Source organism: Amycolatopsis sp. H20-H5, assembly GCF_035828755.1.
Lineage (GTDB): Bacteria > Actinomycetota > Actinomycetes > Mycobacteriales > Pseudonocardiaceae > Amycolatopsis.
On the sequence record NZ_JAYMZS010000107.1, the window covers coordinates 1 to 24,115 of the forward strand.

17 protein-coding genes and 1 pseudogene are annotated in these 24,115 nt (G+C 66.5%); 7 read left to right on the forward strand and 11 right to left on the reverse strand.

What is annotated here, in order from left to right:
• Nucleotides 1-97: 97 nt before the first annotated feature.
• From QMK34_RS37445 to QMK34_RS37455, 3 genes are all read right to left on the reverse strand, one after another.
• Nucleotides 98-787: a mechanosensitive ion channel family protein gene (locus QMK34_RS37445; protein WP_326419504.1), complete on the reverse strand. Its 690-nt coding sequence runs from the start codon at nucleotides 785-787 to the stop codon at nucleotides 98-100.
• Nucleotides 784-1,383, reverse strand: a complete 600-nt coding sequence (locus QMK34_RS37450) for a LytR C-terminal domain-containing protein (RefSeq protein WP_326419506.1) — start codon at nucleotides 1,381-1,383, stop codon at nucleotides 784-786. The genes QMK34_RS37445 and QMK34_RS37450 overlap by 4 nt, the downstream gene beginning before the upstream one ends.
• Nucleotides 1,384-1,510: 127 nt before the next feature.
• On the reverse strand, nucleotides 1,511-2,029 hold the full coding sequence (locus QMK34_RS37455; RefSeq protein WP_326419507.1) for an LCP family protein: 519 nt from the start codon (nucleotides 2,027-2,029) through the stop codon (nucleotides 1,511-1,513).
• A 720-nt stretch (nucleotides 2,030-2,749) separates the two neighbouring features.
• Between QMK34_RS37455 and QMK34_RS37460 the strand changes: the two genes are divergently transcribed.
• The 4 genes from QMK34_RS37460 to QMK34_RS37475 all read left to right on the forward strand — a co-directional run bounded on the left by QMK34_RS37460 (nucleotide 2,750) and on the right by QMK34_RS37475 (nucleotide 9,051).
• A complete protein-coding gene (locus tag QMK34_RS37460) occupies nucleotides 2,750-3,406 on the forward strand; it encodes a DUF998 domain-containing protein (protein ID WP_326419508.1) in 657 nt (218 codons plus the stop codon).
• A 480-nt stretch (nucleotides 3,407-3,886) separates the two neighbouring features.
• The gene (locus tag QMK34_RS37465) at nucleotides 3,887-5,389 is read left to right on the forward strand and encodes an FtsW/RodA/SpoVE family cell cycle protein (RefSeq protein ID WP_442785299.1); all 1,503 of its coding nucleotides are present in this window, start codon (nucleotides 3,887-3,889) and stop codon (nucleotides 5,387-5,389) included.
• Nucleotides 5,390-5,665: 276 nt separating this feature from the next.
• Nucleotides 5,666-6,718, forward strand: coding sequence for an LCP family protein (locus QMK34_RS37470; RefSeq protein WP_442785300.1), 1,053 nt, complete (start codon nucleotides 5,666-5,668; stop codon nucleotides 6,716-6,718).
• A gap of 398 nt (nucleotides 6,719-7,116) precedes the next feature.
• Nucleotides 7,117-9,051: a potassium transporter Kup gene (locus QMK34_RS37475; protein ID WP_326419511.1), complete on the forward strand. Its 1,935-nt coding sequence runs from the start codon at nucleotides 7,117-7,119 to the stop codon at nucleotides 9,049-9,051.
• A 106-nt stretch (nucleotides 9,052-9,157) separates the two neighbouring features.
• Here QMK34_RS37475 and QMK34_RS37480 read toward each other — a convergent pair whose 3' ends face one another.
• From QMK34_RS37480 to QMK34_RS48095, 3 genes and pseudogenes are all read right to left on the reverse strand, one after another.
• Nucleotides 9,158-9,526 carry a hypothetical protein gene (locus QMK34_RS37480; protein WP_326419512.1) on the reverse strand — a complete coding sequence of 123 codons (369 nt, stop codon included), beginning with the start codon at nucleotides 9,524-9,526 and terminating at the stop codon, nucleotides 9,158-9,160.
• An 85-nt stretch (nucleotides 9,527-9,611) separates the two neighbouring features.
• The gene (locus tag QMK34_RS37485) at nucleotides 9,612-10,946 is read right to left on the reverse strand and encodes a DUF4331 domain-containing protein (protein WP_442785302.1); all 1,335 of its coding nucleotides are present in this window, start codon (nucleotides 10,944-10,946) and stop codon (nucleotides 9,612-9,614) included.
• Nucleotides 10,947-10,964: 18 nt separating this feature from the next.
• Nucleotides 10,965-11,491, reverse strand: a pseudogene (locus QMK34_RS48095) (FtsW/RodA/SpoVE family cell cycle protein); the annotation flags it as partial.
• A 424-nt stretch (nucleotides 11,492-11,915) separates the two neighbouring features.
• Between QMK34_RS48095 and QMK34_RS37490 the strand changes: the two are divergent.
• Nucleotides 11,916-12,308: a twin-arginine translocase TatA/TatE family subunit gene (locus QMK34_RS37490; protein WP_326419513.1), complete on the forward strand. Its 393-nt coding sequence runs from the start codon at nucleotides 11,916-11,918 to the stop codon at nucleotides 12,306-12,308.
• Nucleotides 12,309-12,372: 64 nt separating this feature from the next.
• On the opposite strand, the gene QMK34_RS37495 is transcribed toward QMK34_RS37490, so the two are convergent.
• The 4 genes from QMK34_RS37495 to QMK34_RS37515 form a co-directional block, all read right to left on the reverse strand.
• Entirely contained in the window at nucleotides 12,373-12,822 is a 450-nt protein-coding gene (locus QMK34_RS37495; protein WP_326419514.1) for a DUF998 domain-containing protein, read from the reverse strand.
• A gap of 187 nt (nucleotides 12,823-13,009) precedes the next feature.
• A complete protein-coding gene (locus QMK34_RS37500; RefSeq protein ID WP_326419515.1) occupies nucleotides 13,010-14,497 on the reverse strand; it encodes an LCP family protein in 1,488 nt (495 codons plus the stop codon).
• Nucleotides 14,498-15,031: 534 nt separating this feature from the next.
• Nucleotides 15,032-15,406, reverse strand: a complete 375-nt coding sequence (locus QMK34_RS37510; protein WP_326419516.1) for an IS5 family transposase — start codon at nucleotides 15,404-15,406, stop codon at nucleotides 15,032-15,034.
• Between the two features lie 56 nt (nucleotides 15,407-15,462).
• A complete protein-coding gene (locus QMK34_RS37515) occupies nucleotides 15,463-16,005 on the reverse strand; it encodes a DUF3558 domain-containing protein (protein WP_326419517.1) in 543 nt (180 codons plus the stop codon).
• Between the two features lie 773 nt (nucleotides 16,006-16,778).
• On the opposite strand from QMK34_RS37515, the gene QMK34_RS37520 reads away from it, so the two are divergent.
• Nucleotides 16,779-20,654 (forward strand): Pls/PosA family non-ribosomal peptide synthetase, encoded by a 3,876-nt coding sequence (locus QMK34_RS37520; RefSeq protein WP_326419518.1) that lies wholly within the window; start codon nucleotides 16,779-16,781, stop codon nucleotides 20,652-20,654.
• A gap of 170 nt (nucleotides 20,655-20,824) precedes the next feature.
• Nucleotides 20,825-22,483 (forward strand): amidohydrolase, encoded by a 1,659-nt coding sequence (locus QMK34_RS37525; protein WP_326419519.1) that lies wholly within the window; start codon nucleotides 20,825-20,827, stop codon nucleotides 22,481-22,483.
• Between the two features lie 682 nt (nucleotides 22,484-23,165).
• On the opposite strand, the gene QMK34_RS37530 is transcribed toward QMK34_RS37525, so the two are convergent.
• The gene (locus QMK34_RS37530; protein ID WP_442785301.1) at nucleotides 23,166-23,822 is read right to left on the reverse strand and encodes a S1 family peptidase; all 657 of its coding nucleotides are present in this window, start codon (nucleotides 23,820-23,822) and stop codon (nucleotides 23,166-23,168) included.
• Between the last annotated feature and the right edge of the window lie 293 nt (nucleotides 23,823-24,115).

The following is a 24,115-nucleotide window of genomic DNA, read 5'->3' on the forward strand; positions in this document are numbered from 1 at the left end:
TCGCAAACCTCATATTTCCAGACAGGAGGTCATCCCCATATTGCGCCCTGTGCCCGTCGCACCCAGCCGCAGACGATCACGCGCTGCTACATCGACGTCACGCTAGATGATCTTGCCTTTGCCGTGCACCGGCGGCAAGGACGCCGGCGTTCGGGAGAAGTAAAGTTCCGCTGTCGAGAGCCAGAGCGACGTAGGTCATGCCTAGGTGGGTGACGCGTCCGGTAAACGGGTCGTTAAGCGCCCCGGAGCGGACTTCGATGGTGTCGCCGATACGGAAAGGACGTACTGCCAGAATGACCAGTCCGGCGAACACGTTGCCGAGCGTTTGTTGTGCTGCGATGCCGACCACGACGCCGGTGAGTGCGCCACCGAGGACGAGCTGCTGGAGGGGTACGGCGATGAGGCTGAGTGCCGTCAGCGAAACTATGCAGTAGCCGATGGTGGTGATAATGACGCGGACTGTCGAGCTGGCGGCGCCGAAACGCCGGTGCGTCAACCTGCCCTCGACATGAGCGCCGAGGATGCGGGTCGCGGTAACGCCACCCACGATGAACATCAGGGTACCGCCGAAGGTCAGGGCCTTGCTCCAGAGATCTGGGCGTCCGTCGAAGGGCGAGGTGCCGGGCACCCCGACGAGTGTGAGTCCGGTCACCGCGACAACGAAGGCCGCGATCAACCGCACGAACAACCACCGGCTCTCACGCGACGCAGGACGACCGTGGCCCGTTTCTGGTTCAGAGGTGTTCTCCAGCGCCATGGTCGCCATGTCCTGCTCCGTCATGTTCATGCCGACATTCCTATCATCTGGCTCGTCAAGCCACTGATCCCGTGAGCGACAAGGCGACTGGCAGGATCCGCGCCGATATAATGCGTACGTGGCCTGCGGCGAGGGCGGTGTCGTGCGGTGGTGATCCCGCCCAGCAAGCCCGAGAGCGTGGTGGTACCGGCGGATCCGCCGGTACCGTAGTAGATCTTCGAGCGGCTCAGGTGCTTGCTGTCCGTGGTCGTGGTTCCGGTGGTGAAACCGGGGGTGACCGCGAGTTGCTGGGTCTGTCCGGCGAGTCCGGTGCGCGACGTCGCCTTGACCACGTCGACGGTGCCGGTGGCTGCCGCGGGTGCGGCGGGGTCCGTTGCCGGGGCGGGGGCGGCCGGGGTGTTGCCGAGCAGTTGCTGCACGGTGGCGCGTACCTGGGCCAGGTTGACGTCCTGGCCGTGGGGGTCTTTGCCGAAGTGGTCGATCGGCAGAGTGACGAAGCTGATGTTGCCGCCAGTGAGGTTGGAGGCCTGCTGGGCGAAGCTGAGCAGATCTAGTCCCGAGTCGATGGCGATGTTCTGTTTGGCGACGGCGAGAATGCCCTGCGGCTTCGCCGGACTGGTGAACACGCCACCGTTCTTGAGCTGGTAGGCCAGGGAGGCGATGAACGCCTGTTTGGCAGCGTTCGCGGTCGAGGTCGGTGAAGTTCAAGCTTGGGTGGACGTAGGCGCGGCGTTGGCGGACGAACGCGACTGCCTATTCGGCGTTGACTTGTTGTTGTCCTTGGTGGAAGTTCGCGCCGGAGTAGTTGTCCTGGGTGTCGTCGTTGACGCAGACGGTGATCGGCTGGACGACTTGGGCGATCTGGAAGAACGCCACCAGGGTGACTTCGGTGAAGTAGTCGATGGCGACGCCGCCGCGGAACTGCCGGACGGTGGCGATTTCGGCGGCGCGGCCGGGGTCGCGGGTCTGTTGTTCGCGTTGGATCTTGTCGGTGCCACCTTGCGGCGAGTCGTTTGGATTTGGCATCGAGGGCGAGGCCGTGGGCCTGTTTGGTTTTGCCTTTACATGCTGGTCGGGGCAGCCGGGTAGGTCGACGTAGTCGTCGCGGGGGATGGAGATGGAGGTGGCGTTGCTGCCGTCGCCGGGGACGTGCAGGAGCATGAGGACGGTGGCGTTATAGCCGCCGTCTTGGCTGTCTCCTGTGTGGGGGGCGTCGTGGATGTCGTGAGGGAGCGGGTTGCTGTTTTCGTCGAGCCGGTTGTCTAGCCCCATGATCAGGATGTTGGTGTTGCCATGGGCAGAGGTGGGCGCGCGCCACCGCCGAGGACATTGGAGGTGTGCAGTCCCGCGATGAGGCTGGTGTACTGCGTCCAGGCGTAGCCGGTCGCGGCGAACACCACCAGCGACAGCACACCGACGAACGCCGCACCGGCCCCCGCCCACGACGGTTCCCGGAACCGTTCCGCGCGGTCCTAGCGCTGGGGGAGCCGGCACCGGGCTGTCCGCCGCTCGCGCGCACGAGCATCCCGCGGAGCCGGGCCAGGGCGAGCCGGTACGGTAGGCCGTCGCGGCGGGTAGTCCCGCCGCTGCCCGGGCGCCCGAAGCCGGGCCGATCCCCATCTCTACCTGACATCGACAACGTTCCCGCGATACAGAACAACCTGAGGTCAAGACGTGTGGTCACCAGGCGTGGTTGCCCACCCTCGTGAATACACCTCGAAATATGATCGGTATAGTCGGGGACCAAGAATCGCGCCGCTGGGCATTCCGAATCTGCTGTTTTACCTTCGGTTAATCTTTGTGGTACCGAATGATGCCGTGGGTCCCGTGTCATCGTCCCCTGATCCCACTACAACGCCGGTGAGCTTGGTGAATGCATCGCCTGCGGTGCTGCGAGCGGATGACGTAGGGTCTCGACGCATGTCTGTCACGTCCGCGGCCTTACCCGCACTGCCACGAGATCGCCGTACGGTCATGTCGCCCGGTTCAGGTGTGCGCGGGCTGGTCTGGTTCGCGCGGGCGTGTTTCGTGGTCGCGGCGATCCTGCTGACCATCCTCCACGTCGATCCCCGGTGGGGCGGTATCAATCCGATCGCTTCCATGCTGAGTGAGTACGCGCTGCGCCCGGGATGGTGGATGTGGGATTCCGCGCTGTGCCTGACCAGCCTCGGCTCGGTCGCGGTGACGATTGTGCTCTACCGGCAAGGATTGTTACGGGGCTGGGTTCCGGTGTCGTGCTTGGTCTTGTGGTGTGTGAGCGTGGTGATGGTGGCCGTGTTCACGAAGGATCCGCAGGGTGGCGCGGTCACCGCGGCCGGGAAACTGCACTTGTCCGCCACCGCGGTCAGTTGTGTCAGTTTGCCGTTGGGTGGATGGGTGCTGGGGCGCCGGTATCGCACCCACGAGCGATGGCGGGTCCTCGCCCGCTGGGTCCGTCGATCGGCGGAGCTGTCAGTTCCGTTCTTCCTGCCGTTTATTGTGCCTTTCGCCGTTCATGTCCTGGTCGGTGTTCAGCGGCTGCCCGCGTTGCCGACGGGCCTGCTCGAGCGCGTGATGGTGGCGCTGCAGCTGTTACTCCTCGCGGTCCTCGCGACCTGGGCGTCGCGGGCGACGCCCGGTGCGCCAACGCCTGTTCCAGCAGTCGTATAGACACGGCAAGGTCACAGCAAAGTGGGCGCCGGTTGTTCACGGGGAGCGTCACCGGCCGGCGTGGCAGGTGGCCGGTGGGGCGCCCGGGGGTTCAACGCCAGTGGTGATCCACTCCTGAGTGGACACTCAGTCTTTCCTCAGCATCCCCTCAGCGTCCCCTCAGCGTGGTGTTCCTATCGTGGATACGTGGCGACAAGTTCGATCGTTCTGGTGCTGCTGTTGTGCGCACTGGTTGTGGTCATGGTGTGGGGCTTCCGCCGCGCCGGAAGTGGTCCGCGCGCGGCATCTCCGCCGGCCTCGCCGGAGACACACACGCGACGACGAAAGGTTTCTCGTCGGCACGACGACGGCTAGCCGGTGACTTCGTCAAGCGGGTAGCGCGGTCTCGCCCGCATTCCTCCACGCCGACCGGGCAGTGAAACCGCCCGATGTGTTGTCGTCCACAGATGCTCGACTCCGCGCGCTGCGTTCGCGGGAAGGATGTCAGAGATCGTCACACCGCTGCCAGGTCCGCTTGTGGGCGCAGTGCCCGGACATCCCACTGGCGAAGTACCGACGCTGCGCGGTATGGAGCTGAAGCTCCTCGCGTTCGCGGCGGCCATCGTTACCGCAGCCCTGATTCTCGTCGAGGCGAACCAGCGCCACCCGTGGAGTTGGGCGATCCTCGGCTACGGCGTGGCGTACCTCGGGACTTTTGCTGTCGCCCATGCCGCGGTCCGCCGCTGGGCGCCGTACGCCGATCCGCTGATCCTGCCGTGTGCGGCGCTGCTGAACGGTATCGGGCTGGTCGTGATCTACCGGATCGACCTCGCACTGGAGGATCGGGCTATCCAGGGCGGTACCACGTTCTCGCCTGCGGCGCCAAAACAGATCTTGTGGACGGTGATTGGGCTGGCGCTGTTTCTCACCGTCCTGATCGTGGTGAAGGACCATCGCAAGCTGGCGCGCTACGGCTACCTCAGCGGCTTGGCCGGCATGATCGCGATCATGCTGCCGGCTGTCCTGCCGAGTTCGATCTCGGAGGTGAATGGGGCGAAGGTGTGGATCAAGCTCGGGCCACTGTCGATCCAGCCCGGTGAGTTCGCGAAAATTCTGCTCGTCGTGTTCGTCGCCTCGTTCCTGGTGTCCAAGGCGGATCTGTTCTTGGTGGCGGGTAAGAAGGTCCTTGGCGTCGAGCTGCCGCGCGCCCGCGATCTCGGCCCCATCCTGACCGCCGCGGGCGGGTGTATGGGGGTGTTGGCGTTCGAGAAGGAACTCGGCGCGGCGATGCTGTTCTTCGGGATCATCCTCGTCATGGTCTACGTCGCCACCGGGCGCGGTATCTGGGTCGTGCTGGGGATAGGGGTGTTCGCCGGCGGCTGCGTGGTCGCGTACAACCTGTTCAACCATGTGCGGCAACGGGTGGTGAACTGGATCGATCCGTTGGCGACGTATGACAAACCTGGTGGTGGATACCAGATGGCGCAGGGGTTGTTCGGTCTCGGTACCGGCGGGGTCGGTGGCACCGGACTTGGCGCGGGTCGCCCGGACATGGTGCCGGAGGCGAGCACGGACTTCATCACCGCGGCGATCGGTGAGGAGCTCGGTTTCATCGGTTTGGCCGCGGTCTTGATGGTGTACCTGCTGCTGGCGATGCGCGGGATGCGCGGCGCGTTGGCGGTGCGGGACACGTTCGGCAAACTACTCGGCGGCGGGTTGTCGTTCGCTGTGGTCATGCAGATCTTCGTCGTCGTCGGCGGTGTCACGAAACTGATCCCCGAAACCGGTATCACCGCACCTTTCCTGTCGAAGGGCGGGTCGTCTCTGCTGGCGAACTACGTTCTGGTGGCTCTGCTGTTGCGGATTACCGACGCAGCGCGGCGCCCCGCTGCGTCGCAGCCTCCGGCTCGGCTGCCTCAGACGCCGCTCGCCGAAACGCACACAGTCCTTGTGCGAAGACCCGGGATGACAGGGAACCTTCAGAAGGCCAATCATCGTGGGTGAACTGCGATGGAATGAAACACTGCGTACGGTAGTGGCAGATCGCGACACAAGCTGACGAGTGGGTCAGACGTCTATCACTGTGTTTACCGTGGCTGCCTGGACAACCGGGGCACGGGCAATGCACGCAAGTGGAACGGGTGGTGTGTGGTGACCTACGAGGGCAATGACGGCAGGCGTCCGCCTGCGGGGTCTCGTCCGTCATCGGGCGGTCGGGCGCGGCAGAAGATGGCGTTGCCCGGTCATGTGCCCTCGCCCTATGGCCAGCGGATCCAGCCGATGCGCTCCGAGCCGCCTCGTCCGCAGTATCCGCCGGGTCCGCCGCCGCGGCACGATCTACCGCCGCGGGGGCTGTCGGGTGAGCGTCCGCTGCGTCGTCGTCGGTGGGGGGTCGGCCGTATCCTGCTGACGCTGCTTGTCGTGTTCGTGCTGTTCGTCGCCGGTGTGTGGATATACCTGGAGTTCTCCATCAGCCGGGTTTCCGCGCTGCACGACTATTCCGGCCGTCCCGCGGCCGCGTCCGGGACCAATTGGCTCATCGTCGGCTCGGACAGTCGTGCCGGGCTCAGTACCGCCCAGCAGGACCGCCTGGCCACAGGAGACAGTTCCGACGCCGGTGGTGAGCGCACCGATACGATCATGATCGCGCACCTGCCCGACAACTCCACCAAGCCGGCGCTGCTGAGCCTGCCGCGCGATTCCCAGGTCAAGATCCCCGGCCACGGCACCAACAAGATCAACGCCGCATTCTCCCTCGGCGGCGCGCCACTGCTGGTGGAGACCGTCGAAGAAGCCACAGGCCTGCGGATGGACCACTTCGCCAAGATCGGCTTCGCCGGGTTCGCCAACATCGTCGACGCTATCGGCGGCGTAAACATGTGCCTCGACAAGGACATGAACGACACCGAGACCGGCGTCCAACTCAAGGCTGGCTGCCAGGACCTCAACGGCGCGCAGGCACTCGGGTTCGTCCGGATGCGCCACAGCGCCGCTACCCCGCGCTCGGATCTCGATCGGGTCGCCAACCAGCGGAAGTTCATCGGCGCACTCGTCAGCCAGATCGCCAGCCCCGCGACGCTGCTGAACCCGTTCGACGTGATCCCCCTGTTGTCGTCAGCGCCGGCCGCGCTGACCATGGACACTGGTGATCACGTGAACAATCTTGTCGGGCTGGCGCTGGGGCTGCGCGGTATCTCCTCGGGTGGGGTGACGACCACGACGGTCCCGGTGACGTCCGGTTCGGCGGAGAACTGGGACAAGACAAAGTCGACAGAGATGTTCGATGCTCTGCGTAGGGATACCGACATTCCCCAGAACGCGATCTTCAACTAGAAACCGCCTCCTGGCTTAAGGTCGGGTACTGGACGTACCGGGCGTTCAGCGTGTCCGCCGAGACGGCGCTCGGCTGTGCGGCACCGGACCGGCGTGGACCAGCTGATTGACGGTAGGCCCTCGCCATCGCGGCGACCAGGAGAGCGTTGAGCGCCATTGAGTCCGGTGACACCAGCGAGGAGAACGTCGCGCTGGTTGGTGCCGATCGGGATGTCGACGAGCGGCGGCGAACACCTGCCGCCTACGGTGGCGATCATCGTTGCGGCGTTCGCTGCTGTGAGGCCGGTCAGTGTTCGGCAAGTGCGGTCACATCTGCGCAAATCGGGACAAAGCCGATCGAGTGGCGTAACACGGCGGTGGTGCAGGATCTCGGCAGCCGCAGTGGGCACACTGAACGCATGAGCACAGACGCAAACGGATCGCGGCAGGCACCGCACGACTCTCGGAGCCCGACGAGAAAAGCATTGAACACACTGGCGCTGGGGGCACTGGGAGTCGTGTTCGGTGACATCGGCACCAGCCCCCTGTATGCGCTGCACACCGTGTTCTCGATCGACAACGGCGCGGTGCGGCCGGTGCCCGCAGACGTCTACGGCGTGCTCTCGCTCGTCTTCTGGTCGATCCTGCTCGTTGTGTCGGTGAAGTATGTCCTCTTCGTCATGCGTGCCGACAACGACGGCGAGGGCGGCATCCTCGCGCTGGCCGCACTGATCCGGCGGCGGGTCACCGGTAAGGCGCGGCTGGTGGCGGTCGCGACGCTGCTAGGTGTGGTCGGTGCGGCGCTGTTCTTCGGCGACAGCGTGATCACCCCGGCCATCTCCGTACTGTCCGCGGTCGAGGGCATCGACGTCGTCGCCCCGAGCGCGCGGGACGCCATTCTGCCCATCGGCGCGAGCATCCTGATCGTGCTGTTCCTCGCCCAACGGTTCGGCACCCACCGCGTAGGCCTGCTCTTCGGGCCGGTGATGCTGCTGTGGTTCCTCGTCCTGGCAGCGCTGGGCATCCCGCAGATCGTCGTCCATCCAGGTGTACTCCGAAGCCTCTCACCCAGCTACGCCGTGGTCTTCGCCGGGGAGCACCCCTACGTCGCATTCATCGCGATGGGTGCCGTCGTGCTGGCCATCACCGGCGCAGAGGCCCTCTACGCGGACATGGGGCACTTCGGCCGGCCACCGATTCGGCTGGCCTGGTTCGCCATCGTGTTTCCCGCATTGACCGTGAACTATCTCGGTCAGGGCGCGCTGATTCTGCAGCAGCCCGATGCCGTACAGAACCCGTTCTACCTGCTCGTCCCGAACTGGGCGCAGATCCCGATGGTCGCGCTGGCCACCGCCGCCACCGTAATCGCCTCCCAAGCCGTCATTTCCGGCGCCTACTCCGTCACGAGGCAGGCCATGCGGCTGGGCTTCCTGCCGCACATGAGGGTGCGGCACACCTCACGGCAGGAAAGCGGCCAGATCTACGTGCCCGCCGTGAACTGGCTGCTGCTGGGGGCCGTGCTCGTCCTGATGGTCACGTTCGGTTCGTCGGCGGCGCTGGCCACCGCCTACGGCGTGGCCGTGACCGGTACGCTACTGCTGACCACCACGCTGTACCTAGTGCTGGCCGGATCGGCATGGCAGTGGCACCCGTGGCGATTGGTGGTGGTCGCCGTCGTCTTCGGCGGCGTCGAACTGATCTTCTTTGCCGCCAACCTCACCAAGATCGGGCACGGCGGCTGGCTCCCGCTGCTGCTCGGCACGCTGACCGTCACGATGATGCTGGTCTGGCAGCGCGGCCGCCTCCTCATCACCAACCGGCGCACCGCCACCGAAGGTCCACTGACAGACTTCATCGAACAGCTACGCCTCCGACCCCCCACGCGGGTCCCCGGCACGGCCGTGTTCCCGCATCCGACCAAGGAGACCGTGCCGCTGGCACTGCGCGCCAACGCCGAGTTCAACGGCGTAGTGCACGAACACGTCGTCATCGTCTCCGTAGTCACCCAGGACGTGCCCCACGTGCCCCGCAACGACCGTCTCACCGTCGACTCGCTGTCCTCCCTCGACGACGGCATCGTGCACCTGTCCGTCCGCTTCGGTTTCCACGACGTCCAGAACATCCCCACAGCGCTGCGCGACGCGTTCATGCTCACCACCGAACTCGAGGCCGACCTGGACAACGCGTTCTACTTCCTGTCCCGGATCACCATCGAACCCGGACCGCGACGCGGCATGCCACCATGGCAGAAGCGACTGTTCATCAGCATGGCGCACAACGCCGCCTCGCCGGCGGCCGCTTTCCGGCTGCCGGTCGACCGCACCGTCGTCATGGGAACCCGGATCGAACTGTAGTCCGGTGCGAGCGAGGCGTACCCCCGAACCGGACGCGGAGCACAGCGTTGACGAAGCGGGGGAGTATCGGACCTGGTTAACGGCTCCGCTGGCTGCGCGGAGGTGGTCAGCTGTGCTGGTGGGTATGGTCGCCGTGGGAATGGGTGTGGCTGGTGCCGAGCGGTGCGGAGAGGTGGTGTTCGGTGACGTGCCCGCCGCGGATGACGATGGTGGCCTCGGGGGTGTCGCTGTCGCGCCAGAGGGTGTACTCGCCTTCGGCGAGCGTGGGGTAGACGGCGCTGTAGACGACTCCGGCGCGGGTGCGCCGCGGGTGCACCTGGTTGTGGGTACGCGGCGCGGCAGGGTCGGTGCCCGGGCTGATGTCGATCTCGGCTTCGTCGTCTTCCTCGCCGGTGTAGAGGACTAGCGCGCCGACGTCGCCGCCGATGTCGAGGACGACGGCGGACTGGACGGCGTGCAGTGATTGTTCGGTCATGGCTCCGAAGTCCTGGTCGGTGGAAAGGCCCGGATCCGCCGGGTGTACGCCGTGCGCACACCCGGCGGATTCATGCCGCGGGACGTTAACGTGCGTCGTAGCCGGAGTGCGGTGTGCCGAGGTAGGGGAACGACGGCAGGTAGTGCACGGTGTTTTTCGCGGTGAGGTCGGTGTTCGACGACGTCAACCCCGGAGTGATCGCGCCCGCCGCGGCGTCGGGGGTGTAAGTCTTGTCGATCAGCGGGTAGATCGCGCCGGCGATGGCGCGCAGTTCGATCGTGGTTACGTCGTCGAACACGCGGCGCCCGTTGGGATAACCGGCCGCGTCTCCGCCGACGAGGCCGAGGTTGGACGGGCTCGCGCTCGGCGGGATCGCCATGTTGAGCCGCAGCATGTCGGCCTGGGTGGCGCCGGTGTAGTTCTGGAAGCCCGGGATGATCCCGGCTGGGATCCCCGTCAGCAGCACCGCTTCGAGGTCGGCTCGAGGCTTCCCGGACTTGTTCAGCTTGTCGAGGTTCGGGAACACCCCGGGGTAGAGCACCGGAAGCAGCGTCGCCAGTTCGGGGTGGGCGACCTCGTCGACGAACTGCTTGTCGTTGTGCGGCTGCGCGGAGTTGAAGAGGTCCTTCTTGCCCAGCGGGATGAGGACCTCGTTGACCAGCGGGTTGCCGAGTCGGGAAACCTGGACGTACGGGCCGATGTTGAGGACCTCGCCGGGTTTCGGGACGTTGTACACGCGGGTCTGCTGGCGGCTCGCGGTGGCCCACACCCCGATCGTGGACTGCGGGTCTTTCGGGTCCGTGTACTTCGGCGACAGATGGGACTTGGGGACCTGCAGCACGATGGAGTGGATGTTCTTGTTGGCCGTGGAGTTGACCCCCGGCGCGGCCGGCATCTTGTTGAGCACGTTGAGCTGCTGGAAAGGCCGCAGGTCGCCGAGGTCGAAGATCGCACCCAGGTCGACGTAGAAACCTTCGGCCCGCTGTCCGGCGAAGACCTTGCCGCCGAGTTCGGTGGTGGTGACCGCGGACGCGGCGAGCGCGGCGTAGTTGGGCGTCGAGGCCGGGCCGATGTTGCACGGCGGGCACGGGGCGTTCTTCACACCACCGCGGACCCTAGTCCCGTTACGGTCCACTTTGGTCATCGAGTAGAACTGGCGGCGGTTCCAGTTGGGGCTGTTTAGCGCGGTGATGGGCCCGGTGTTGTAGAGGAAGGTCTTCTCGTTCCGGATTTCGGTGTGGAACCGGAACTGGTAGGAGATGTCCGCGGTCGCATTGCCGGAGTTGCTGACGTGGATCTCGTACAGCACGTCGTCACCGAACTCGAAGAAGTTCGGGCCGCCATCGGGGTCTTCGAGCGGAACGAAGTTCGCGATCAGGGTGACGGTGTCGGGTTTGTCGGGGGAGACGAACGCGTACACGTCGGTGTTGTCGGCCGCGGCCAGGGTGATCGTGCCGCTGAGGTTCGGTTGCGCCAGCACCAGCGTGACCATCAGCAGCGCTGCCGGTATGACGGGCACCAGCAGGTGCCCGTCATGGGTGCAGCACGTCGGCCTTGGTCACCAGGGTGAGCTCGCCCCACAACGTGAGCGCGACCTTGGCCATCTCGACCGGCTGCAACGAGACCGGGCCGAGTACGAACCAGCGCTGCGCCCGGTCCGCGCTGGTGCCCAGCGGGGTGAGCACGAGGACCCGGGATCCAAGGCAAACGGCCGTCGCGATTGAGGAGAGTTTCCTGATCCGGTGCGGTGGCAGGCGCAGGCCGATCCAGAACATCACCGCGCCGATGACCACGAACATGAGATGCCTGCGGCACTGTGTGTATACGCCAGAGTCTCTCGCTGGGTCGTAGGACGACCGTGATGACGCGGAGAGCACCATGACGATCCCGACGACGGTGAGCAGGCCGCCACAGCGCGAGCACCAGGTGAAACGAGGCCAGTCGCCAGCACAGCCATGCGGTCAAGTCCGTCCGTCCGCACGGCCGTTCGTACGGCCCTGATGCCGCCGCTTCGGGCGCGTTTCGTCGCGTCCGCTGACCCTCCCGGTCGGCCGACGAGCTGGCGGGCACACTCGTCACGCTGGGTGCAGCTAACCCGGGATCAACACTTGCCGAAGGGGTCGCGGTGCAACCTGGTCAGCATGGGGGCGAGCACAGACGGTGAGCCATGGCCAGTCACTGCGTCGCTGCTCCATCGTCGAGCTTCCCCGCCGTTCCTGATCGGTCATGGTGCCCGCCTGTAGCGTTCAACACCACCAGTCTAGGAGACCCGCCACCTCACCCGGCGGCCTTTCGACTCCTGACGAACTCATTCGTGCGAGCACGACTGCCCTACGATGGGTCTTGCCGGTTCCGCAGAGATCGCGGCGAGGCTGAAGGAGGTACCAGTGTGTTCGGTCTTAGCCTGGAGCATCTGCTGATCCTGCTGGTCGCCGGGCTGTTCATTCTCGGACCGGAGCGGTTGCCGGAGTCGGCTCAGTGGCTGGCACAGACTATGCGCCGGGTCCGTGACTACGCCTCCGGTGCCCAGGAGCAGCTCCGGGCGGAGCTCGGGCCGGAGTTTCAGGATCTGCGCAAGCCGCTGCGGGATCTGCAGGCGCTGCGGGAGTTCAATCCGAGGACCGTCGTGAACCGCTACCTGCTCGACGACACCTTGACCACCGAACGCACGATGACTGCCACCCCGGCGGGTGGCGGTCAGGTCTCGGCGTCGACGGCAACGGCCGCGGTGAGGCCGTTAGAGCCTGGCGAGCGGGCACCAGTCGATCCGGATGCCACCTGAACCACAGCCGCGTGTCGTGTCCACGCGCCGAGCAGGACCAGCAACACCAGTTCCAGGATCGCCATCAGCCGTTCGACCAGCCCGGTCGCGACGGTCGGCACGTGGCTGCCCAGCATGAGGTTGAGGGCGAAGGGGACGATGAACGCAGGAAGAACGGGATCGCGGCCAGCGCGAGCCGACGGGACCAGGTTGCGAACCGCCGCCACTCCTGCCGGGTGCGGTGCCGGCGGCCTAGCGCCCAGCCGACGACCGGGAGACTGACGCAGCTCAGCGCAGTCGCGTAGAGGTGAATTTTGCCGGTGATGCTGACCGTGCCGCCTTGCGGGTCCTTGGTGAATACCACGACCCCGAGCAGGCTCGCACACCACAGGGCCATCGCGTTGGCCACCGGCCAGCCGAGCAGTACGCGGGCCCGGTGCATGGCCAGCAGCACCGGGGCCGAACCGGCGGCGGTCGGTAGCAGCGTGCCGTCCCACAGCCACCAGCCAGGGCACAGCGCGTAGTCACTGGGCATCGCGGTGACGGGTCGATCGGCCCGGCCTGGGGATCCACATGCAGCACCAGCAACAGTGCCGCGGCGAGTGCGAACGCACCGAGGGCGGCTAGCACGAGCGGCCGTACCCGGCCACCCTCTGCCTGTGCCGGAACCGGCGACCACAGCAGCATGCGTTCGAGCAGTACTGTGCCGATCCGCGAGCCGGTCAGTTGACGCAAGGGATGCCGCTGCCGTCGACCGTGCCACCCTGCGGGCGGCCGTTCACTGGCGGCTCCGGTGTGGCGGGACCAGGCGGTGGCGTGGTGGTGGGCGCGCCGGGCGCGGCATCGGCACCGTGCGGCCCGAGCGTGCGCGGCAGGGTGAAACCCGCGCCAAGGGTGATCCGGACGCGCCCTCGCGGAATGCGGGAATCCGCGGTCACCGCAAGCCCGCCGAGCAGGGCGGCCGCGGTGCCGGCGTCGGCTTTCGCGCCGGGCCCGTAGGCGACCGCCGACGCACCGGCAGTGGTGTTGGCCAGGTCGCCGGTGTGGAACCCGTACGGGCCCAGCGCCTGCGCCACCGTGGCCGCCAGGCCGGTACGGCCGGTGGCGTTGCGAACGTCGACCGTGGCCGAGGCCTGCGCCTGCGTCGTCGCGGGCGGCGGGGCCGCCAGGCCGAACGCCGTCCGCACCGCGGTGCGGACCTGGTCGACGTCGACCTTGTTGACGTCCTGGCCGTTGACCTTGTCGAAGCCCGCGATCGGCAACGTGGAGAATTCCAGGTTGCCGCCGGTGAGGTTCTGCGCCTGACCGGCGAAGGACAGGAGGTTCCAGCCGGCGGAGATCACCACGTCTTTCTGCGCGGTGTCGATGAGGTTGTTCAGTTTGGGCAAGTCGGTGAAGGTACCGGCGCTGCGCAGTTTGTGCGCCACGGAGGCGAGGAACGCCTGCTGGCGGTGGGTGCGGTCGAGGTCACCGTTGTCAAGGCCGTGGCGCTGCCGTACGAATGACAGTGCCTGCGAGCCGTTCAGAGTTTGGTGCCCGGCGGGGAAGTCCGCGCCGGAGTAGCTGTCTTTGACCGGGTGGTTCAGGCACACCTCGACGCCGTCGAGCGCGGTGGCGAGGTCATAGAACCCGGCCAGGTTGACCTCGGCGAACCGGTCGATCGGCACCTCCAGGAAACCGCGCACCGTCTCGAGGGTCTTCTTCCTCCCCGCGTCACGGCCCCGATGCTCCAGCTCCGTCTTGTCCGTGACACCGTGGCTTGCCAGATCCTTCTCCGCGTAGAACTTCGCCAGCCCGTATGCTTCTTTGATCTTGGCTTGGGTGTAGCCGGGGATCCCCGCCACCGGAACGTAGTCATCGCGGGGGATCGACACCGCGCTGGCTTTGCCGCCGTCGCCGGGGATGTGCATCAGGATCAGCGTGTTGGTGTTGTAGCCGCCCTCGGTGCCGTCGCCGGCGTGCAACTGGTCGAGGATCTCCTTGGGCAGCTGGTGGCCGTCCTGGTCCTTACGCGAGTCCAGCCCGATCAGCAGGATGTTCAGCGCCCCACCGGACGACTTCGGCGCGTCTGTGCCCAGCGCGTCCGACGTCTGCAGTCCACCGACCAGGCTCGTCAGCATCGTCGACGCGGCACCAGTGCCCGCCAGCACCAGCGCAGACGCCACCCCTACCGCCACCCGGCCCGCCGCCAGCAGCGGATGACGGCGCACGGACGGCCGGTCCGGGACTGGGCGAGTCCGCGGCTGTTGTCCGGTACGGGCAGGAAGCCTCCGATGCTGCTCGTGATCCATGATCCTCACTCTTTCCGCCTGGTGACGTTACGCGTGCGGTTCGCTGATACCGCACCTGTCGATGCGTATCAAGGCCTTGGTTAACAGAAAGACAAATTCGAGATAGCCATGATCGGACGTACCGTTTTGACACACCAATGCCTACAGGCGCGGCGAGGTTCTGTCACCCTGCAGGCGAGTGCAGGCCTGCAAGACGGCCAGGTGGGGATTCCGGTGAGCGCAGCGACCGGGAAACCCGTGAGCTACGACACCAGCAACCGGAACGCTGCGGTGTCGCCCTGCCGGTGTGCTGCCAGTAGCGGCTTGAGGTAGGGGTTGTCACCGGCCTGGCCGGGTGAGAGCAGCACGGTCAACGGGCAGCAGAACTGGTCGGTCAGTGCGTGGATCTTGGTGCTCAGCCCACCACGGGATCGACCCAGAGCGTGGTCGGCTGGTTCGTGGGCGAGATTCGTGTCATTCGATCGAGCCCCCTATGTGGGCATCGCGCAGCGCACCAGCTGAATGTTGATGCGCGCGGGCGATGGTGGAATCGATCGACAGCAGGTTACGCAGCTGCTCGTCACGCTCGGGAGTAGCCGCCCGTACCGCGGCGAACAGTCGCACGTAGGTGCCGTCGTCAGACCAGCGGCGATGCCGCTCCCAGATCGACTGCCACACCCCGAAATGATCGGGAACGTCCCGCCACGGAGATCCGGTGCGATAACGCCAGACGATCCCTTCCAGCGTCAACCGATGGTCATTCCACGGCCGTCCCTGATGCCCACCCGCCGGCAACACCGGCTCGATCAACGCCCACAACCCGTCAGAAATCTCGTTCGCACGCAGCACCCGCCCAGCATCGCGCACCAACCCACCGATCTTTAGCAGACACGCTCTAGTTGAGGCTACGGGGCACGGTGGCCTTGGAAACCGATGATGGACCCGGCGAACCGGTCGGCGTCGTCGCAGGGATCTTCCGACGTGGTGGACCGTTCGGTAACGGTGGCGGTGATCACCAGCAGCGTGTCTGCGGTGACGCCGACCTCGGTGGTGCATCGGCTGTGGCCGACTGTGTCCGACCTGTCTTTGACGTGCGCCGCCGGATAGTTGTGAATGACGGTTCGCTCGAACGACGGAAACGCCGAGCGCCGACTTTCCAAGCCCGCCATGCCGCCGGAGTGCGGGTCGGCGGCCGCCTCGTAGCGTGGTGCCCGCGGATCGCGCGAACTCCACTGGCAGGACACGATGGATTGGGAGCGTGCCACCGTGCCGGGCGCCGCCAGATAGAACCGTGTGATCTGTTCGGGGCTCGCAAGGCCACACGGTGCCTTCTCGAACTCCGTCAGATCAAGGGGATCGGCCGTGGACGTCGCGGGGGCCGGGCTTGGCGCGGTCTGCGGTGATGAGCACGCTGTCACCAGGACGACACTCGCCGTCAGGACAGCCACTGTCCACGCTCCGCGCATTTGCGAAAGTCCCGTCGTCGGTGAGGCGATGGCTCCACCATGGCACGCTGGAGCGGCTGTCTTCAACGGCGCTCCTGCCGGGGTCGCGTCCTCGGTGCTGGACGAGCGCGGTCCACGTGACGGTGCATTCGTGCCTGAATAGCTCACGTGATATCAGCGGCCGGGTGTACATCTGGAATTGTTTAAATTTCTGTTCGACGCGAGGATATAGTATTTATGCTGAGCGGACGCTGAGTGTGCGCTGAGAAAACACCAAGACGCCGCCGAGTAGTGTTCTGCGATGTGACCGCGGACGGACGTGCGCTGTCGTGTAACTTGCTGGTTAGTGATAGGACGGTGGAAACTACGTGGCCGATCGCGTGTCTCTTCGAGTGGGTGGCTCCAGGTGGCGAGGTGGCCGTTGGGCGCGTATGTGACGAAGCGTGCGTGGTAGCAAAAGCGCTGGTGCCAAGGGTATTTTCACGACGCTCCAGTGAACCGGGGTTCGATGGCGCCGCCCCGGCACAACTCGGTGGGAGTTCGCGGATGGCCACCAGCCGACCTGAATGTGGATGGTAGGGGACTATCTTCTTTCGAATAGGTGATCTTTCAGGTATCTGCTGCGAGATACTCGTTCGGTCGAGCGGATGGCACTTTCCTCGTTGACGCGCGAGTGGATATGGTGAAATCGGTAAGCCTTTCGGTTGCTTTCGCTGAAGTGCAAAAGGTGGGTAAAGTGCCGGTTCTCATGCTTGAAAAGTATGGAAGGGTTCGCTGTGAGTGTTGAGGTGATCGTCACTTCTCCCGAAATGGCGGTCTATCGAGAAGCATCCGCGCCGCAGGCCAGGACACTGATCGATATTCTCAACAGTTCCGTGGCGACCTGGCCCGACGCGCTCGCTCTCGACGACGGGACGCGCACGCTGACCTACGGGCAGTTGAGCCGCCTGGTGACTGCGCGGGCCGGGAAGTTGCGTGCGCGGGGCATCGGAGAGGGTGACCGGGTGGGCGTACGGCGGCCATCCGGTTCGATCGAACTGTATGTCGCGATCTTGTCGGTTCTCGGGGCGGGTGCGGCGTACGTCCCGGTCGACGCCGAGGACCCGCAGGAGCGTGCCGACCTGGTCTGGGAGCAGGCGGGGGTGTGCGCCGTATCGGGCGAGCACGGCGTCGTTGTGCTGAGCCCGCTCCCCGAAGCAGGCCGTCTCGCGAGGCAGCCTGGGCTCGATGACGACGCGTGGATCATCTTCACCTCAGGGTCGACGGGCACGCCGAAGGGCGTCGCGGTGAGTCACCGGTCGGCGGCGGCGTTCGTGGACGCGGAAGCGGAGCTGTTCTTGCGCGATGTCCCGCTCGGCCCAGGTGACCGGGTGCTGGCGGGGCTGTCGGTGGCTTTCGACGCCTCGTGCGAGGAAATGTGGCTTGCCTGGCGTCATGGCGCGTGTCTGGTCACGGCCCCCCGGGCGTTGGTGCGCGGCGGTGCCGACCTGGGGCCGTGGCTGGCCGAGCAGCGGATCACCGTGGTGTCCACGGTTCCCACGCTGGCGGCGCTGTGGTCGCCCGACATGCTGGCGCAGGTGCGGCTGCTCATCGTCGGCGGCGAGGCGTGCCCGCCGGCGGTGGTACGACGCTTCGCCCGGGGCGGCCGCGAAGTGTGGAACACTTATGGTCCCACCGAGACCACTGTGGTGGCCTGCGCGGCGCAGCTGCGCGACGGTGAACCAGTGCGTATCGGGTTGCCGTTGAACGGGTGGCGTCTCGCCGTTGTCGGTCCTGATGGTGAGCCAGTCCAGTGGGATGACGTCGGCGAGTTGGTCGTGGGCGGTGTTGGTCTCGCCCGCTACCTCGATGCGGCCAAAGACGGGGAGATGTTCACACCGTCGTCAGCGCTGGGCTGGACACGGGCCTACCGCACCGGAGATCTCGTGCGGGCGCACCCAGACGGTCTCGAGTTCATCGGGCGCAAGGACAATCAGGTCAAGATCGGCGGTCGCCGGCTCGAACTGGGTGAGATCGAGGCCGCGCTGCTGGATGTGCCCTCCGTCGCCGCGGCCGTCGCGACGGTCCGGCGTACCACCGGTGGCCTGGACGTGCTGGTCGGATACGTGGTGCCGGTCTGCGGCGATCCAGCTCGATTCGATCGGGCGGAGGTACTTGGGCTGCTGCGTGAACGGCTACCGGCGGCACTGGTGCCCCGGCTGGCGGTACTCCCGGATTTCCCCGTCCGCGGTTCGGGAAAAGTCGATCTGGCCGCCTTGCCGTGGCCGCTGCCGCCCGCACCCCATGACGCCGCGGAAACGCCGCGCAACGCGCAGGACGAGACGACCGCATGGTTGCTCGGCCTCTGGCGGGACTTGCTCGGCAGCGACGTCGGTATGCACGACGACTTCTTCGACCTCGGCGGAGCCAGCCTGGCGGTCGCTCGGCTCGTTTCCCTGCTGCGCGAGCGGTTTCCTGATGTGACCGTGACGGATGTGTACAGCAACCCGACTCCCGCGACGTTGCGCGGCCGGCTGGTCGACCCCGACGAGGCACCGCGAGCGCACCGGGTGGTAGCGCCGGTTCCGCGGTGGACCGGCTGGCTGCAGATGATCGTCCAGGTGCTGCTGCTAACCGTCACCGCGGGGCGCTGGGTGGTGGCCATGGCCATAGCCGGAAATGTGTATGGCCTGTTCGTGCCGGAGACCTGGTTGCCGCAGCTGTCGTGGTGGGTCGCCTTGCCCGCGGCACTGGCGATGTTCAGCCCCGCAGGCCGGGTGCTGGTCGCCGGCTTGGGCGTACGGGCGGTACGAGGACGGATCACACCGGGCACGTACCGGCGAGGCGGACGCACGCACCTGCGGCTGTGGACGGCCGAGCGCCTGGCCGCGTCGTTCGGGCTGACGTCGGTCGCCGGTACTCCGCTCGCTACCCGCTATGCCCGCTTGCTGGGGTGCCGGGTCGGCGATGAGGTCGAGCTGCACGCCCTGCCGCCGGTCACCGGGCTGGCGACCTTCGGTGACCGCGCGGCGGTCGAACCCCAGGCGGACCTCGCCGGCTGGTGGCTCGACGGCGATCAGCTGCTCGTGGGCGCGGTGCGGGTCGGCGCTGGCGGGCGAGTGGGAGCACGGAGCACGATCATGCCGGGCGCTGACATCGGACGCGGAGCCGAACTGCTTCCGGGCAGTACCCTGGCCGGCGTCGTGCCGGACGGGCAGTGCTGGGGCGGCTCACCGGCGGTACGGGCGGAAGCCACGCAGGGATGGCCGCCGGCCAGGGCTGTCCGCTCGAGGGCGTGGCGATGGGCATACACGCTGTCTTCCGCCGTGCGAGGAATGGTTTTGAGCTTGGCGGCTCTTCCGGGGATCGTGCTCGCGTGCGTCGTGGTCCCGCCCACCTCGTCCCTCGCCGCGGCGGGTGTGCAGCTCCTGGTGTGGCTACCGGTGTTCGTGGTGAGTGGACTGGTGTGTCAGGCAGCCGTCATCGCGGCGTCCATCCGGGTGGCCGGTCGAATGCTGCGACCGGGTACCTACCCGGTGCACAGTGCGACGGGGTGGTGCGCGTGGTTCACCCACGAGATGATGGACATAGCACGCCAGCGACTGTTCCCGCTCTACGCCAGCTTGGCCACCCCCGGCTGGTTCCGGCTGCTCGGTGCCCACATCGGCCGGTCCGTTGAGCTGTCGACCGTCGTGACACTTCCGGCGTTGCTGCGCGTCTCAGACGCGGCATTTCTGGCCGACGACGTCCTGGCCGCGCCGTACGAACTGCGTGATGGCTGGCTGCGGCTGGGGCGGGCCCGAGTCGGGGCTCGTGCCTTCGTGGGAAACTCGGGCATCGTTGGGCCGGACAGGGCAGTGGGCGACGGTGCCTTGATCGGCGTGCTTTCCACTACTCCCGACGACGTGCCGGACGATTCGTCGTGGCTCGGTCGTCCGCCCCTGCGGTTGCGGCGCAGGGCTGAGGCCCATGACCCTGGACGTACCTTCACGCCTCGACGTCGCCTGGTCGTAGCGCGCGGGCTTGTCGAGCTCTGCAGAGTGCTGCCGATGCTGGTGACAGGTGTGTTGGCGTTGGGGACGTTTGAGGCTCTTGACGTCGTGTGGAGCTGGGGCGGCGCGGCGCTGGCGGTGTGCACCGGTGGCGTGGTGCTGATCGTGGCGGGGTTCCTTGCCGGGTTGGTGACCACCGCGGTAAAATGGCTGGTAGTAGGCAGGTTCTCCCCGGGTCGTCATCCCCTGTGGAGCTCGTTCGTCTGGCGCAACGAGCTGTTCGACGTGTTCGTGGAGATGGTGGCGGTCCCGTGGCTGGTCACGCTCGTGATCGGAACGCCAGTGCTGAACTGGTGGCTGCGTACGCTGGGCGCACGCGTCGGCCGTGAAGTCTGGTGCGAGACACATTGGTTGCCCGAGCCGGATCTCGTCGAGATCGGGAAGGGAGCCACGGTGAACCGCGGCTGCGTGCTACAGACGCACCTGTTCCATGATCGCGTGATGCGCCTGGACACTGTCCGTGTCGAGCCACACGCCACCCTCGGGCCGCGCAGCATCCTTCTGCCCGGGAGCCGGGTCGGCGACACAACGACGGTGGGCGGCGGCTCGCTCGTCATGGCCGAGGAATCCGTACCAGCGCACGGGCAATGGCAGGGCACGCCGATCAGTCGCGCCACCTGACCGGGCTCGCTGGGGAAGCTGCCACCTAGGAGACAAGCCCTAGCGCTACAGGTGGGTGGGTCTCGCTCGGCAACCGACTCAATCCGAAGGACGACAGCATGTGCACACGGCATCGACCTCGCCGCTCGGGTCTGACCCGAGCGCAGTTCTTCCGTCTCGCCGGGAACGCGATGGCCCTCACAGCTGCGCCGGGGCTGCTCGCCGGCTGCTCGGACAACACCTCGTATCCGGCAGATAGCGGCGAGCGGCTCCTGCTCGACAACGTTCGCGGCTACACGATCGCTGGCGGTCAGCTCCGTCGTTTCGGCAGCTTGCTGGTCGGTTCCGACGGGCGGGTAGTGGCTCTCGATCCGGGTAACGTCGCCGGTGCCAGGCGGATCGATGGGCACGGCCGGACCTGCCTGCCCGGGTTGCACGACGCGCACGGTCACATCTGGGACTTCGGGGCCGCAGCGGACGAGCTCGACTTGAGCGGTACGTGGTCACTTGAGGAGGCGTTGGGGGCGTTGGGCAGGTACGCCGCCGATCACCGTGACCAGCAGTGGATCGTCGGCACGGGGTGGAATGAGGGGGCGTGGCGCCTCGGCAGGCTCCCGGTCGCCGCGGACCTGGACCAGGTGGTGCCGGACCGCCCGGTGTGGCTGGAACGGGTGGACGGCCACGCCGGCGTCGCGAACACCGCGGGGTTGCGCGCGGCAGGGATCACGGATGAGACCGAGGCACCCGCCGGTGGTCAGGTCATGGTCGGAAGTGACAGCGAGCCGACCGGCGTGCTGGTCGACACGGCAATGTCACTGGTGCAGGATCAGCTGCCCACAGCGACTGCCGAGGACCACCGACGGCATGTGCGGGCCGCGCAGCGCAAGCTCAACAGCAGGGGACTGACCTCAGTCAGCGACGCCCAGACCGAGGCTGACGAGCTCGCCGTGGCGCATCAGGAGGCTGCCGCCGGTACGCTGTCCGTGCGGCTGAACGTATTTTTGTCGTGGGACGCGTTCACCCAGATCGGCACCGAGGTCCGCACCGATTCAGCTGCCCGTGACCTGGTCCGGGTGCGCACCGTGAAGCTCTACATCGACGGTGCTCTCGGCAGCCGTGGTGCGTCGCTGTGGCAGCCCTACAGCGACGCACCGGGCACCCGAGGATTACCCCGGATGTCGCAGGATGAGCTGAACGACCGAGTTCGCCGCGTCGTCGAGGCCGGTTACCAGTGCGCTGTCCATGCGATCGGCGACCAGGGCAACGCCATGGTCCTCGACGCCTACCAGCAGGCACTCCCGGCGAACCGGGCGTCGCAGTGGCGCCATCGGGTCGAGCACGCTCAAATCATGGCGGTCTCGGACATCCCGCGGCTCGCCCAGCTCGGTCTCATCGCTTCCATGCAGCCAACGCACGCGACAGACGACATGACCATGGCAGAGAGCCGCCTCGGGCGAGACAGGATCGCCGGCGCATACGCCTGGCGCAGCTTCCTGCGCCACGGGGCGGTCATTGCCGCGGGGTCCGATTTCCCAGTGTCCACAGAGAACCCGTTCGATGGCATGCACGCGGCCGTGACCCGCACCAGCCGCGACGGTAAGCCTCTCGGGGGCTGGTATCCCGCTGAGACGATGACCCCGGTGGAGGCACTGCGCGCCTATACGCTCGATGCCGCCTACGCGGCGCACCAGGAATCGGTGCTGGGTTCGTTGGAACCGGGGAAGTGGGCTGACTTCATCCTCGTCGACCAGGATCCTTTCGCGCTGCCCTCGGGCAGAGCACTCTGGCAGACCGGCGTACTGCAAACCTGGGTCGCAGGGAAGCGGGTCGGTGACTACGGTCAACTGTGATGCGCGGCGGCCCACGCGACGATCACTATCTCCGCGGTCGCGGACGCGCCTTGGTCGTTGCCGTTACAGAGCCCCGAAGTCATCCACATTCCGCCTCGGATCTGAGTTCCTTCCGCGTTTTCACAGCTGACACTCAGCGTCCACTCAGCGAGATCTTCTGTCGTCACGTGTGACCGCTAGCCCGATATCGCTGACCACCGGCGGAAGGCTGCGCCCTCACCGCCACGACGACGCGCGCCGCCGCCCGCACCTGCCGGTGGACTCGCGGACAGCTCGATGACGTCGATGGGGGACACACGAGAAGAACCACTGACGCCGGCCGACTGCGCTGGAGGTCGCGAGTATTCCCATCTCGGATACGGAGGCTGACAAAGGATTACCGGACGAGTATCGATCAGCGTGTGGCGAGGCTGACATCGATGATCACCGGTTCCTGGGAGAATTCCCGGTGAGAGGTGTAGGAACTCCGGATGGGCCGGATATCGGTCTCGTGCGGTTGTGGCCACCGCGGCGCCTGTCAGCAGTACAAGCCCGATTCCACCCAGCACCGGGTGACCTGTCGCAAGGTATACGACATACAGGCCAGCCCACACGGTGCTTCCCCATGGGGTTTCAGCCTAGCCGACGACGGTGGCGCAGTACGTTCCGCTGCTGCTCTGACGGTCTCCCGGCGACACGCTGGTCACCGCCTGGCTGACGGCTGGCTGCCGATCTGCTGGTTGATCCAGTCCAGGTGCTGGGCGATACCGGTGTAGAGCGTGCTCGTGGCGCATTCGCCGCCATTGTCGCCGGGTCCGTGGGTTTCGCCGACCAGTGTCCAGCTGCCGGAGGAGCCGACGATCGCGGGACCGCCCGAGTCCCCGTGGCAGGCGGAATGGGCCTGATGCCCGGAAATGCAGACGTCGCCGGCGCCGCCACCGCCGTCCGCGCACGCGCTGCTGGCGAGGACGGTCAGGTCGATTTCCTGCAGCGTCGACGGGGTCTGGCACGAGGGCCAGCTGGTGCGGCCCCAGCCGAGCAGACGGGCGGTCGTGCCCTCCGCCGGGTTGCTCTGCGCCATCCGGACGGGCGCCTGCTGCGATGGCTGGGTGAGGTGCATCATGGTGAGGTCGGTGCCAGGATCGGTGATCACGTTGTCGATCTGCCCGACCTCGCCACCCGAGCCGTTGTCGGTGGAACCGATCCGTCCCTGTGACGCGTCGCCGCAGTGGTGGGCGGTGACGATCCACTGCGCCGAGACCAGGCTGCCACCGCGGCCGTTGTGCAGTGCCACCATGAAGGAGTACGTCTCGGTGGCGTCGCCGCCGCCGATGATCGACGGCTGGGTGCCGGTGGGCACCGGTGCCCACCGAGGCGGGCGCCGTCAACGCGAATAACGCAAAGCACATTCCCAGTGCGGCCGCCAGTTTTGTCCGCATGAAATTCTTCCATCCGCAGGATGATTCACCTGCATAAGGGCTGTTGAGGAACCAGCGGAATCGCAGCATCCGGAAAGTCGTGACACCCTCGAAAGGAGGGAATGTGATGGCGGCAAACCGTATGAACCGCCATGAAACGCTCGTGGTGCAGTTGGCTTCTAGGGGACTCACGCAGTCAGTTTGCCGCTGTGGAGCCATAACTTCGTGGGTAGCA

Coding starts and splice junctions, on each gene's coding strand:
- QMK34_RS37445 (WP_326419504.1), bottom strand. CDS start 787: ATGAACATGACGGAGCAGGACATGGCGACCATGGCGCTGGAGAACACC.
- QMK34_RS37455 (WP_326419507.1), bottom strand. CDS start 2,029: ATGGGGCTAGACAACCGGCTCGACGAAAACAGCAACCCGCTCCCTCAC.
- QMK34_RS37465 (WP_442785299.1), top strand. CDS start 3,887: ATGTCAGAGATCGTCACACCGCTGCCAGGTCCGCTTGTGGGCGCAGTG.
- QMK34_RS37470 (WP_442785300.1), top strand. CDS start 5,666: ATGCGCTCCGAGCCGCCTCGTCCGCAGTATCCGCCGGGTCCGCCGCCG.
- QMK34_RS37475 (WP_326419511.1), top strand. CDS start 7,117: ATGAGCACAGACGCAAACGGATCGCGGCAGGCACCGCACGACTCTCGG.
- QMK34_RS37480 (WP_326419512.1), bottom strand. CDS start 9,526: ATGACCGAACAATCACTGCACGCCGTCCAGTCCGCCGTCGTCCTCGAC.
- QMK34_RS37495 (WP_326419514.1), bottom strand. CDS start 12,822: ATGCCCAGTGACTACGCGCTGTGCCCTGGCTGGTGGCTGTGGGACGGC.
- QMK34_RS37525 (WP_326419519.1), top strand. CDS start 20,825: ATGGCCCTCACAGCTGCGCCGGGGCTGCTCGCCGGCTGCTCGGACAAC.